11 protein-coding genes are annotated in these 12,256 nt (G+C 59.2%); all 11 read left to right on the forward strand.

The features are described from left to right. Positions 1-166: 166 nt before the first annotated feature. The 11 genes from rfbF (at position 167) to AD662_RS08220 (ending at position 12,233) form a co-directional block, all read left to right on the forward strand. Entirely contained in the window at positions 167-940 is a 774-nt protein-coding gene (rfbF, locus tag AD662_RS08170) for a glucose-1-phosphate cytidylyltransferase (RefSeq protein WP_024617483.1), read from the forward strand. Then, positions 931-2,004 carry a CDP-glucose 4,6-dehydratase gene (rfbG, locus tag AD662_RS08175; protein WP_018611831.1) on the forward strand — a complete coding sequence of 358 codons (1,074 nt, stop codon included), beginning with the start codon at positions 931-933 and terminating at the stop codon, positions 2,002-2,004. The genes rfbF and rfbG overlap by 10 nt, the downstream gene beginning before the upstream one ends. Next, on the forward strand, positions 2,001-2,561 hold the full coding sequence (locus AD662_RS08180; RefSeq protein ID WP_053186525.1) for a dTDP-4-dehydrorhamnose 3,5-epimerase family protein: 561 nt from the start codon (positions 2,001-2,003) through the stop codon (positions 2,559-2,561). The genes rfbG and AD662_RS08180 overlap by 4 nt, the downstream gene beginning before the upstream one ends. Continuing rightward, complete coding sequence (locus AD662_RS08185; protein WP_053186529.1) at positions 2,558-3,784, forward strand: class I SAM-dependent methyltransferase; 1,227 nt, start codon at positions 2,558-2,560, stop codon at positions 3,782-3,784. The genes AD662_RS08180 and AD662_RS08185 overlap by 4 nt, the downstream gene beginning before the upstream one ends. After that, entirely contained in the window at positions 3,781-4,638 is an 858-nt protein-coding gene (locus tag AD662_RS08190; RefSeq protein ID WP_053186532.1) for an NAD-dependent epimerase/dehydratase family protein, read from the forward strand. Before AD662_RS08185 ends, AD662_RS08190 begins: the two co-directional genes overlap by 4 nt. Then, the gene (locus AD662_RS08195) at positions 4,628-5,698 is read left to right on the forward strand and encodes a class I SAM-dependent methyltransferase (protein ID WP_053186535.1); all 1,071 of its coding nucleotides are present in this window, start codon (positions 4,628-4,630) and stop codon (positions 5,696-5,698) included. Before AD662_RS08190 ends, AD662_RS08195 begins: the two co-directional genes overlap by 11 nt. Before the next feature lie 15 nt (positions 5,699-5,713). Beyond that, the gene (locus AD662_RS08200; protein ID WP_053186537.1) at positions 5,714-6,451 is read left to right on the forward strand and encodes a cephalosporin hydroxylase family protein; all 738 of its coding nucleotides are present in this window, start codon (positions 5,714-5,716) and stop codon (positions 6,449-6,451) included. Between the two features lie 50 nt (positions 6,452-6,501). Then, positions 6,502-9,435 (forward strand): TIGR00180 family glycosyltransferase, encoded by a 2,934-nt coding sequence (locus AD662_RS08205; protein WP_053186540.1) that lies wholly within the window; start codon positions 6,502-6,504, stop codon positions 9,433-9,435. 229 nt (positions 9,436-9,664) lie between these two features. Beyond that, positions 9,665-10,591 (forward strand): ketoacyl-ACP synthase III, encoded by a 927-nt coding sequence (locus AD662_RS08210; protein ID WP_018611808.1) that lies wholly within the window; start codon positions 9,665-9,667, stop codon positions 10,589-10,591. A gap of 83 nt (positions 10,592-10,674) precedes the next feature. Next, a complete protein-coding gene (locus AD662_RS08215; RefSeq protein ID WP_053186543.1) occupies positions 10,675-11,967 on the forward strand; it encodes a motility associated factor glycosyltransferase family protein in 1,293 nt (430 codons plus the stop codon). Then, a complete protein-coding gene (locus AD662_RS08220; RefSeq protein WP_018611804.1) occupies positions 11,964-12,233 on the forward strand; it encodes a hypothetical protein in 270 nt (89 codons plus the stop codon). Before AD662_RS08215 ends, AD662_RS08220 begins: the two co-directional genes overlap by 4 nt. The last annotated feature ends 23 nt before the right edge of the window (positions 12,234-12,256 follow it).

Raw genomic sequence — 12,256 nt, forward strand, 5'->3', positions numbered from 1 at the left:
GCTGCCTTCTGAGCTGGCGCGTTTCCTGCAAGTCCCCCTCATATCGCCATAAAACGAGCGCTCGCGGCCCATCGCAGCGCCCGGATCGGCATTGAAGGTGTAATCCCCGCGCCAGCAAAGCGAAACAACGCTTGGCCGAGCCCGGTGATGAACAAGAGGGGAGACGATGAAGGCAGTTATCTTGGCAGGTGGTCTCGGCACGCGGATCAGCGAGGAGTCGCACCTCAAGCCCAAACCGATGATCGAGATCGGCGGCAAGCCAATTCTTTGGCACATCATGAAGCAGTATTCCGCCCATGGAATCCACGACTTCGTGATCTGCCTGGGCTACAAGGGCTATGCCATCAAGGATTTTTTCGCCAACTACTTCCTGCACACCTCTGACGTCACCTTCGATATGTGCAACAACCGCATGGACGTTCACCAGAACTACAGCGAGCCGTGGCGCGTGACTCTGATCGACACCGGCGAAGACACCATGACCGGTGGGCGTCTGCGTCGGGCGGCGCGTTATCTGGAAAATGAAGAGGCGTTCTGCTTCACCTATGGTGATGGCGTGTCGGACCTCAATATTGGCGCGCTCGTAGATTTTCATTTGTCTCACGGCAAGCTTGCCACCGTGACGGCAGTCCAGCCCCCCGGGCGTTACGGTGCGTTGGAGCGCGACGGCGATAGCGTTCTGGGTTTCACCGAAAAACCTCGAGGTGACGGTGGCTGGATAAATGGGGGCTTCTTTGTGCTCTCGCCAAAAGTCTTGCCTTTTATCACCGATGACCAAACGTCCTGGGAGGCCGAGCCGCTGGCGGCGTTGGCGGCCGAGCAGCAGCTCCAGGCGTTCCAGCACGATGGTTTCTGGCATCCAATGGACACCTTGCGGGATAAAAACCACCTCGAAGCCCTGTGGCAAAGCGGCGAGGCCCCATGGAAACAATGGTCTTGAATCCGGAATTCTGGCGTGGCAAGCGCGTACTGGTCACCGGCCATACCGGCTTCAAGGGCAGTTGGCTGACGCTGTGGTTGCAAAGCCTGGGGGCCAAGGTCAGTGGCTTTTCCCTTGACCCGGCCACCCAGCCAAACCTGTTCGAGCTGGCCCGCGTGGGCGAGGGCATCGATGACCGGCGCGGTGACTTGCGCGACCTCGGCGCCTTGTTGGAGCTGCTGGCCGACGTGCAGCCGGAGATTGTCCTGCACCTCGCGGCGCAGCCGTTGGTGCGCGAAGGTTATCGCGACCCATTGGGCACGTATTCCAGCAACGTCATGGGGACTCTTAACCTGCTGGAAGCGGTTCGCCAGGTAGGTGGTGTCAAGGCGTGTGTACTGGTCACCACCGACAAGGTCTACGCCAACCAGGAATGGTTGTGGCCCTACCGCGAAAACGAGGCCTTGGGCGGTCACGACCCCTATAGCAGCAGCAAGGCCTGCTGCGAATTGCTGGCGCAGTCTTATGCCGCCTCATTCTTTTCGGCTGAGCGCTATGCCGAGCACGGCCTGGCCCTGGCCACGGCGCGGGCCGGCAACGTGCTGGGGGGCGGTGATTTCGCTCCCGAGCGCCTGATTCCCGACGTGCTTAAAGCCTGGTCTGCAGACGAGCCGGTGACACTGCGTTATCCACAAGCCGTTCGTCCATGGCAGCACGCCCTGGAACCATTGGCCGGTTACCTGCAATTGGCTGAGTGTCTGTATCGACAAGGCCCTGAATTCGCCGGTGCCTGGAACTTCGGTCCAAGTGAAGCCGACATGTGCAGCGTCGGCGAAGTCGTCCAGCTGTTGGCCGAGCGCTGGCCGCAAGCGCCGGGCCTGCGCATCGAGCCAAGCGATTTGCACGAGGCCGGCCTGTTGCGCCTGGACAGTAGCCGTGCCCGGCAGCTGCTCGGTTGGCAGCCGCGCTGGTCGTTGCAACAGTGCCTGGCCCAGACCCTGGATTGGCACTTGGCATGGCAGAACGGCGACGACATGCGGCAAGTCACCCTCGGCCAACTGAACCTGTACCGAGGCGCGTTGTGAGCGAGTTTTCCTTGAAGGCATTGCCGCTGGCCGATCTGTTCAGCGTCCAGCACAAACGCTTCGAAGACCAGCGCGGGCATTTCGCCCGGCTGTTCTGCGAAGGTAGCTTGAGCGCATTCGGCCAGCCGTTCCATATCCGTCAGATCAATCATTCCTGCACCCATGAGCGCGGTAGCGTGCGTGGGTTGCATTATCAGAACGCGGCGCAACCGGAAGCCAAACTGATTACCTGTCTACGGGGCGAAGTCTGGGATGTGGCCGTGGATTTACGTCCCGATTCCGAGACTTTCCTGCATTGGCATGCCGAGCACCTGAAGGCTGGCGATGGTCGCAGCCTGTTGATCCCGGCCGGGTTCGCCCATGGCTTCCAGACACTCACCGACGATGCCGAACTGCTTTACTTGCATAGCGCCGACTACGCCCCGGAGCATGAGGGCGGGCTGTCGGTGACTGATCCGCGGCTGGCGATTTCCTGGCCGCTGCCTGTCAATAATCTGTCGAGTCGGGACAGCAACCATCCCTTGCTCGACGAGCGTTTCGCTGGAGTGCGTCTATGAACTGCCGAGGTTGCGGGACTGCCCTGGCTTTGCCACTGATCGATCTCGGTACTTCACCGCCGTCCAACGCCTATGTGCGGGCCGACCAATTGGATCAGGCCGAGCAGTGGGTGCCGCTCAAAGTCGCGGTGTGCCAGCAATGCTGGTTGGTGCAGACCGAGGATTACACCCGCGCGGACACACTGTTCGACGCCGAGTACGCCTATTTCAGCTCTTTTTCCAGCACTTGGCTGGCCCACGCCGAGCGCTATGTTGCCGAGATGGCCGAGCGCTTCGAACTGAGTGCTGACAGTCGCGTGGTGGAAATTGCCGCCAACGATGGCTACCTCTTGCAGTACGTGGCCAAGCGCGGTATTCCCTGCCTGGGCGTCGAGCCGACGCGCAGCACCGCCGAGGCCGCCCGTGCCAAAGGCCTGGAGATCCGTGAGTTGTTCTTTGGTCGCGAAACGGCCACGCAGCTGAATAGCGAAGGCTGGGCAGCGGATTTGATGGCGGCCAACAACGTATTGGCCCACGTGCCGGACATCAATGATTTCCTCGCCGGTTTTGCGATGCTGCTCAAGCCAACCGGCGTCGCTACTTTCGAGTTTCCGCAACTGCTCACATTGATGGCCGGCCAGCAGTTCGACACGCTGTACCACGAACATTTTTCCTACTTGTCGCTGACGTCCGTGCAAACCCTGTGTGAGCGCAATGGGCTGGAAGTATTCGATGTCAGCCAACTGTCGACTCATGGCGGTTCGTTGCGAGTTTTCGCCCAGCGTGCCGACGGCGTTCGTCGCCCGATCCAGGCTTCGGTGCAACAGCAGTTGCAGGCCGAACTGGATGCCGGCGTGAAAACCGCCGCGTACTACACCACCCTGGCGCCGGCCGCCGAGGCGATCAAACATGGTCTGTTGCGCTTTTTGTTGCAGGCCAAGGCCGATGGCAAGCGTGTGGTCGGTTATGGCGCGGCCGCCAAGGGCAACACGTTGCTCAACTACGCCGGGGTCAAGCCTGACTTGTTGGCGTGGGTGGCCGATGCCAATCCGCACAAACAGGGTAAATATTTGCCGGGCAGCCGGATTCCTATCGTGTCGCCCGAGCATATCGCGACAGAGCAACCCGACTACGTTCTCGTCCTGCCCTGGAACTTGCTGAGCGAAGTCAGCCAGCAGTTGGCAGAGGTTCGCCAATGGGGCGGGCAATTCGTCATCGCAGTGCCTGAGTTGACGCTGCTATGAAGGTTTTAGTGACCGGCGCCACCGGGTTTGTCGGCCGTCATCTGGTCACGGCCTTGCTCGCGCGCGGTTGTCAGGTCCGGGCCGTTGCACGCCGGGTGGAGCCGGCCAGCGCATTGCCCTGGTTCGACCGGGTTGAATTCGTCGCGACCGATGTCCACGCAGAAAAACTGGACGTCGCTGCCTTGGTCGAGGGAGTCGATGCCTTGGTGCATCTCGCGTGGCCGGGGCTGCCGAATTACCAGGCACTGTTTCATTTCGAACATAACTTGCTGGCCGATTATCAGTTCATCAAACAGGCTGTCGTGGCGGGGGTTGGGCAGGTGCTGGTCACCGGTACTTGTTTCGAATACGGCCTGCAGAGTGGACCGCTCGATGAGCAGACTGCGCCGCAGCCGGCCAACCCTTACGGCTTGGCAAAAAATACCTTGCGCCTGTTTCTTGAGCAGCTGCAATGCGAGCACCCGTTTACCTTGCAGTGGGCACGTTTGTTCTACCTGCACGGTGTCGGTCAGAACCCCAACAGCCTGCTTGCGGCGCTGGACCGGGCCATCGATGCCCAAGCCCCGGTCTTCGACATGTCCGGGGGCGAGCAACTGCGCGATTACCTGGCAATCGAAACAGCGACTGCTTATCTGGCGGGGCTGGTGTTGCGGCGCGAGTTCAATGGTGTCGTCAATTGCTCAAGTGGCGTACCAGTGTCGGTTCGCTCGCTGGTGGAAACACGGCTGCGCGAGCGTGGCGCGGCCATTCGCCTGAACCTGGGCCATTACCCATACCCGACTCACGAGCCCATGGCGTTCTGGGGCGTGGCCGAACGCTTGCACACCTTGCTGGGAGCCGAACATGACGCGTGAGTTGTACCGGGCCACCGGCCTTCCGGTTCTGCAGAACCGTACCTTCGCCGATGAACAGTCGGCCAGAACCTCCGCGTGTGCTGATATGGTCCTGGTCCAGGACGAAGTGAGCGGTTTGGTCTTCAATCAGGCATTCGATGCGGACAAGCTCTGCTATGACAGTGATTATCAGAACGAACAGGCCCACTCTGGGCAGTTCCAGCGGCACCTGGCTGATGTGGAGGGCATCATTGCTCGACATTTCAGCGGCCAGGAACTGATCGAGGTCGGTTGTGGCAAAGGCTATTTCCTGGAGCTGCTCAAAGAACGGGGCTATGCCATCACTGGAATCGACCCGGCCTATGAAGGCGACAACGCTGACGTGATCAAGGCGCCGTTCACTCGCGATTTGGGCCTATCAGCTGACGCGGTGGTGCTACGTCACGTGCTTGAGCATATCCAGGACCCGGTGGCTTTTCTTGCTGAAATCGCAGCGGCCAACCAGGGCGGGCAGATTTACATCGAAGTGCCGTGTCTGGACTGGATCCTGGACCATCGTGCCTGGTTCGACCTGTTCTACGAGCACGTCAACTATTTCCGCCTCGATGACCTGCGTCGGATGTTCGACACGGTACATGAGGCCGGACACCTGTTCGGCGGTCAGTACCTATACATCGTTGCCGATCTGACCACGTTGCGTCTGAAGCCGGAACAGCCCGTTCCAGCCTTGCAATTGCCCGCTGAATTCACCGCCAGTCTCGGGCGTGCGGTGCAGATTATCCAGGCTGCGCCGCAGCAGGGTTCGGCGATCTGGGGGGCATCCTCCAAGGGCGTGATCTATTCGCTGTTCCTGCAACGAGCCGGGGTTGCTGTGGACTGCGTGGTGGATATCAACCCGGCCAAGCAGGGGCGGTATCTGCCGTTGAGTGGTGCGCGGGTTTCCTCGCCGGAGGAGGCGACGCAGGCTCTGCCTGAAGGGGCGCACGTATTTGTAATGAATTCCAATTACCTCGAAGAGATCAAGCGGATGACCGGTGGGCGCTACGTCTACCACGCCGTTGACAGCGCTTCGTTCCAATAACCGCGAGATTCGAAAATGACCGACAACACTATCCATAAAGCTTTCGAAGCCCAATGCCAGACCGAAATCGCCGGTCAAGGCCAAGACCAGAAACTCGTCGGCTTGGCCAAGGAGTTTTTCAACGAATCGGCCCGCCACAAGTACAGCTACCATTTTTCATGGATGGGCCGGCCAATCATCCAACTGCCACAGGACATGATGGCGATGCAGGAGTTGATCTGGCAGATCAAGCCTGACCTGATCATCGAGTGCGGCATCGCTCACGGCGGTTCGATCATTTATTACGCCTCGTTGCTGGAGCTGCAGGGCCATGGCGAAGTGCTGGGCATCGACCTGGATATCCGCCCTCATAACCGTGAAGCCATCGAGAGCCACCCGATGAGCAAACGCATCTCGATGATCGAGGGTTCGAGCATCGATCCGGCCATCGCCGAGCAGGTCCATGCAGCGGCCAAAGGCAAGCAAGTCATCCTGGTGCTCGATTCCAACCATACCCATGATCATGTGCTCGAAGAGCTGCGCCTGTACGCGCCGCTGGTCTCGGTGGGCAGCTATTGCGTGGTGATGGACACCGTGGTCGAAGACATGCCAGCGGACTTTTTCCCGGATCGCCCATGGGGCCCTGGCGATAACCCGAAAACCGCCGTATGGAAATACCTTGAGGAAAACGCTGATTTTGAAATTGACCAGCAATTGCAGAACAAGCTGCTGATCACCGTTGCTCCAGACGGTTATCTGCGTCGGGTTCGTTAATCCATCCGTTTCAAGTCATTGGCGTCTGGCAGGTTGTGGGGACAGGAAATATGCAGGTTCGAAACAATATTCAAAACAACGTGGCACCGCTGAACGAGCGGTTCACCGTGGTGGTGATCTCCCACAACCGCAGCGCATTCCTGCGGCGTACATTGCATTACTACAGCAGCTATCCGTGTTCGGTACTGGTGCTTGATTCGTCGGTTGAGCGCGATGAGCAAATCGCCCGGGATTTTCCCTCGGTCGATTATCGACACTTGCCTCAGTTCACCTACAAGGGGCTGCAGGACAAACTGGTGTACGGCGTCAATCAGGTCACGACGCCGTACATGGTGTTTGCCGCCGATGACGATTTCCTGCTGCACGATGCGTTGACCGAATCGGTGGAGTTTCTCGAGGCCAACCCCGACTATGGCCTGTGCCATGGCTACGGGATCATGTATCTGTCCTGCGCGACTGAAGTGAATTACTTCCGTCGCGATCGCAAGGTGCATGAGGATTACAACAGCGAGCTGGCCGAAGACCGGGTCATCCGCTTCATGGATCAGTTCCTGCCGCCATTTTATGCCGTGACCCGCACTGATCTGCTGCAACAGTGGTATGGCCTGTTGCCGCCGGGCACCAGTTTCGAATGGCAGGAGATCGGCCACACCTTTTATCTGCTGGCCTGCGCCAAGGCGCGGATCCTGCCGATTCCATTCGCCGTTCGTGAACTCAACTACGGCGGTTCGGAACACAACACCAACGTGTTGACTGTGCTCAGCTACAAGGACGCAAAAAGCGTTGCCGAGCGTGAGCAATTCGCCGAGTTCCTGGCGTCCCTTCCAACACCGCTGTGCGAGCAGGCTCCGGGGCGGGTCAAACAGATTGCCCTGGATAGCTTCGCGGCCATGGCTGACTGCCTGCTGCAGGGGCGCTCACTCAAAGGCACTCAGATCATTCGTTCGGCCTGGTTGGAGGCGGGTGGCGAGCCGGTTCGTTCGTTTGGCCCGCAACAATTTGTCGAGATGCCTTTTTACAACCAGCGTGTATTCGATCTCCTGACCGAGTTTGAATTCCTGTTGCACGCCATGCCGGCCGGTCGCCTGCAGCTTCAGCAGTTGGAAGGTATTTTGCTGCGCCAGCATGAACTGATGCGCGTGCACCCTAATGACAACGAGCGCACGGTGCGCAGTCGTTTATGGGAGGCCCAAGGCCTGTATGCGTTCAACCGTACCGTGGTCAAGCGCTTGGCCGAATCGTTGAAGAGCAGCGATGAGCCTGAGGAGGCGGTGAAGTTGCAAGCCTGGGCCGAGCGACTGGACGCGCTACCGGGTCAGCAGGATCGCCGGTTGCTGGAAAACATGCACTCCGGTCGTCTGTTGAACTGGCTTGAGGCACGTAATCCAGATGCACAGCAGCTCAAGTCCATCGCGGCTCACCTGGCTGAACATCAAGGTGGACCGCGATTCGGCATCCTCTTGCTGGATCTGGACGCTGACATGTTCAAGCTGCAGGCCACCTTCGACAGCCTGGTCCACGGTCACTGCAAGGCGTTCAATGTGGTGGTATTCACCACCGGCGCCTTACCAGCGACCACCTCGGTACATGACACCGTGCACTTCGTCAAAGTCAGCACGACTAATTATGTCGAGCGCATCAACCAGGTCATTGAACAGTCCACCGCCGACTGGATGGTGCTGGTCGAGGCCGGTGATCAGTTCACCCAAAACGGCCTGCTGCGCGCCAGCCTAGAGTTGATCGGTGCCGAAGGTGTGCGCGCCGTGGCCATGGATGAAATCCAGCGCAAGGCTGACGGCAGCCTCACCGACGTGTTCCGTCCGGGCGTCAACCTCGATCTGCTGCAATCGGTGCCCTCGTTGATGGCGCGTCACTGGCTGATTCGCCGTGATGTACTGGCCCAGGCTCGCGGCTTTACCGCTGAATACACTCAGGCCCTGGAGCTGGATCTGTTGTTGCGCCTGATTGAAGACGCAGGGTTGGGCGGCCTGGCACACCTGGCCGAGCCGTTGTTGATCTGCAATGCTCCGGCAGAGGAAGAGAATCCTCAGGAGCGTCAGGTCCTGACACGTCACCTGGCTGTCCGAGGATATCGTGCCCAAGTCACCTCGGCACAGCCGCTGACGTACCAGATCGATTACCAGCACGCCGAGCGGCCCTTGGTATCGATCATTCTCGAAAGTCGGGACAACTTTGAACAAGTCCAGCAGGCTCTGGTCAGCGTGTTGCAGCGCACGCGCTATCATCGCCATGAAATTCTGATCGCGGACAATCATAGCCAGTCCGAAGCGTTGGCCCAGTGGCTAGACAGTCTGGAAGGGAAGGGCGATCGGATCCGCATCCTGCGCAGCGACCGACGCCTCAGTGCCTCGGCCCTGAACAACTGGGCGAGTGCCCAGGCCAAAGGGGAGTACCTGGTCCTACTGTCGTCCCAGGTGCAGGTGGTCAATTCCAACTGGCTCGACAGTCTGCTCAATCAGGCCCAGCGGCCTGAAGTGGGGATCGTCGGCAGCAAACAAATGGAGATACGCGGTATCACGACCCAGGCTGGCCTGGTGCTCGCTCCCGACGGCCAGGTGAACTCGGTATTTGTGGGCGAACGCAAGGACGCCAAGGGCTACCTCAACGGCCACCAAGTGGAGCAGAACTACTCGGCGGTGTCCGGCGTTTGCCTGATGATCCGCAAGGATTTGTTCGAAGCCGTTGGCGGCCTGGACGAGGATCATTTCGGCGAGACCTTTGCCGATGTCGACCTATGCCTGAAAATCGCCGACGCGGGTTATCTCACGGTCTGGACGCCTCAGGCCCAAATGCTGCATCCCGGCACATTCGCCGACGCGCCCCAGACGGCAGGCGCCTTGCGCGATAAATGGCAGGCGCGCTTCGAACACGACGCTGCTCGTAACCCCAACCTGGCCCTGAACGGCACTGGCTTTGCGCTGGGCGAGGCCTCGGCGGTGGTCTGGGCGCGGTTGCTTCCATAGACTTGCTTGCTCCTGCTGTTGCCGATATGGCCTTTTCAAAAAAGGCTTTATCGGCAAAATAGCGTGACCTGCGAGTCATAACGCGCATCTTCACTGTATTGTATTGACCGGGAAGATGGCGCCTGGCCCTTATCAGGCCCAGTGATAGCCCTTTACACTTCCCGTTTGTCGGCGCCCCTCGATTCCTTGCGAGCGGTGGTATTGGGCTGTTTTTGATTGGGAAGCCGTAATGATTGGCATAAAAAGCATTGCGAGCTACGTTCCTGTAGCCGGCGTGGACAATTACGCACAAGGTGCGAAGTTTGAAAAGGATGAAGAGTTCATCCTGGGCAAGATCGGTTCGGCCTTCTTGCCACGCAAGGATGACGGGCAGGAAACCTCGGACCTGTGTGTCGAAGCGGTCAATGCGCTGTTTGCCAACAACCCCGGCCTGAAACGCGAATCCATCGACGTGCTGATCGTTGTCACCCAGAACGGCGATGAAGAAGGCTTGCCGCACACGGCGGCTATCGTCCAGGACAAACTCGGCTTGCCGACCACCGTGGCGGCGTTCGACATCTCCCTGGGGTGTTCGGGTTATGTCTATGGCATCTACGCCATCAAGGGCTTCATGGAGGCCGCTGGCCTGAAGAATGGCCTGTTGGTGACGGCTGATCCGTATTCGAAAATCGTCGACCCGGAAGACCGCAACACCACGATGCTGTTTGGCGACGCCGCCACCGCCACCTGGATGGGTGAAGATGCGCCGTGGCAACTGGGCAAGGCCAAGTTCGGCACCGACGGTTCCGGCGCGCCGCACCTGAAGGTCAGCGACGGCGTGTTCTTCATGAACGGCCGCCAAGTGTTCAACTTCGCCCTGCTCAAGGTGCCAGCCCATCTGCATGAGTTGCTCGCCGATTCCGATCTGCAAGCCAGCGACATTGATGCGTTTTGCATTCACCAGGGCAGTGCGGCGATTGTCGATGCCGTGGCGCGGCGTTTCGAGGGCGAGCCGGAGAAGTTCATCAAGGATATGGTCGAGACCGGGAACACCGTGTCGTCGAGCATTCCGTTATTGCTGGAAAAGCATGTGCTCGATTCCGATTGGAAACGCGTGGCCTTGAGTGGTTTCGGCGTAGGCCTGTCCTGGGGCTCGGCGATCATCTATCGCCCGTGAGCCACTAAAACCCGGGCACAAAAATAGCGTCCAAGGTGTAACCTTGAACGCTATTTTTTTGCCTGATCGAAAAGCGAGGCGCCATGAGCGAGTTTTTTCAGCGCAATCTCCAGGTGATCGAGCAACGCTGGCCTGCCCTGGCTGAACGCCTGCTGCTGGAGGATGCTGGTGCGTTGCAGGCAGATCTGGTCGAGGGACTTGGATCGACCTTGAGCATCAATGGCATTCAGTTGACCAGCCGCCATGACCGTCTCGCCGAGGCTGACCTGCAAGCCGCCAGCCTACCGCCGGACGCCGCCGTTGTGCATGTTTATGGCACCGGATTGGGGGACCTGCAAAACCATATGCTGGAGCGGGCAGGGGTTGAACGCCTGTACGTGCATATCCTCAATGGCTCAGTGTTTGCCCTGGTGCTGCAGTTGCTGGATCAATCGCCATGGCTTGCCGACTCGCGGGTCGAATTGCTCTATGCAGGCGATCTGGCGGAAATCCAGCTGCCGTTTTTCGCATTGCCCGCCGAGTTGGTGCTGGCCGATGATTTCAATGCAAAGATTCGCGACCGATTGATCAGTGAAATCCATCTGGCCTTCAGTAACCGGGAATTCGACCCCAAGGCGCCGGAGATCATCGAGCGCCTGCAAGCCACTTTCAATCTCGTGCAAACGGATCACGACGTCACCGAGCTGTTTGGCTCCTTCAATGGACGGGAGGCGTTTGTCATTGCCACCGGACCCAGCCTTGAGCAGCACTTCGAAAAATTGCGCGAGCTGAATGACCAGGCCGAGCGGCCGCTGTTGATTTGCGTCGATACGGCCTACCGACCGTTGATCAACCACGGTATTCGACCGGATGTCGTGGTCAGCATTGATCAACGCATCTCGGCGCGCCATCTCCCCCCTGAAGACACCGGCGATATTGCACTGGTTTACTTGCCAATGGCTGACCCCTCAGTGATTGAAGCCTGGCAGGGGCCACGTTATGTCGGTTATTCCGCCAGCCCCATCTATCACCAGATGCGACAGCTACTGCGCCGAGGCGAACTGTACGTGGGCGGGAGCGTGATTCATCCGGCGGTGGACCTGGCGGTGAAAATGGGCGCGGCGCAAATCACCCTCTTCGGCGCCGACTTTGCTTTTCCCCATGACAAAACCCATGCCGGCTGGGGCGACGGTGATCTGGGGCCACAACTGGGCGTGGCAAAACACTGGGTGCTCGATGGTCATGGGCAGCGGGTCAAGACTCAGCTCAACTTCCGTAGTTATCTGTGTGAGCTGGAGCGATTTATCGCCGGGCATCCCCAAGTGCGTTTCTATAACAGCAGTCGGGACGGGGCGCGGATCGTCGGCGCTGATTTCCATCCGGAGTACGTGCAATGACCGGGTTTCAAGGGGTAATCGATGATGCGCGTGAGTGCGCACGGCTGTTTCGCCTGGGGCGGGATGTCGAGGCGGGGCTGGCGATGGTTGCATTGGTCGAGGCGGCTCAGCCGTTGGTCGCGCTTATGCCGAGCGACGTCCAGTCATCGTGGAACGGGCTGCTGGGGCTGATGTTCAACGATCAGCAGGCTCAGAACTGGCTTTCGCTGGCGGACTATCTTGAATACGAATGGGCTGAACTGTTGACCGCTGGTCAGGCGGTGTAATTCCTTTTCTTGATGAGCTGGCG

Source organism: Pseudomonas kilonensis (genome assembly GCF_001269885.1).
Classification (GTDB): Bacteria; Pseudomonadota; Gammaproteobacteria; order Pseudomonadales; family Pseudomonadaceae; genus Aquipseudomonas; species Aquipseudomonas kilonensis.

Bases quoted from the DNA above. Each gene is read 5' to 3' on its own strand.
- AD662_RS08190 (WP_053186532.1), top strand. From the start codon at position 3,781: ATGAAGGTTTTAGTGACCGGCGCCACCGGGTTTGTCGGCCGTCATCTG.
- rfbG (WP_018611831.1), top strand. From the start codon at position 931: ATGGTCTTGAATCCGGAATTCTGGCGTGGCAAGCGCGTACTGGTCACC.
- AD662_RS08220 (WP_018611804.1), top strand. From the start codon at position 11,964: ATGACCGGGTTTCAAGGGGTAATCGATGATGCGCGTGAGTGCGCACGG.
- AD662_RS08215 (WP_053186543.1), top strand. From the start codon at position 10,675: ATGAGCGAGTTTTTTCAGCGCAATCTCCAGGTGATCGAGCAACGCTGG.
- AD662_RS08195 (WP_053186535.1), top strand. From the start codon at position 4,628: ATGACGCGTGAGTTGTACCGGGCCACCGGCCTTCCGGTTCTGCAGAAC.
- rfbF (WP_024617483.1), top strand. From the start codon at position 167: ATGAAGGCAGTTATCTTGGCAGGTGGTCTCGGCACGCGGATCAGCGAG.
- AD662_RS08205 (WP_053186540.1), top strand. From the start codon at position 6,502: ATGCAGGTTCGAAACAATATTCAAAACAACGTGGCACCGCTGAACGAG.
- AD662_RS08185 (WP_053186529.1), top strand. From the start codon at position 2,558: ATGAACTGCCGAGGTTGCGGGACTGCCCTGGCTTTGCCACTGATCGAT.
- AD662_RS08200 (WP_053186537.1), top strand. From the start codon at position 5,714: ATGACCGACAACACTATCCATAAAGCTTTCGAAGCCCAATGCCAGACC.
- AD662_RS08210 (WP_018611808.1), top strand. From the start codon at position 9,665: ATGATTGGCATAAAAAGCATTGCGAGCTACGTTCCTGTAGCCGGCGTG.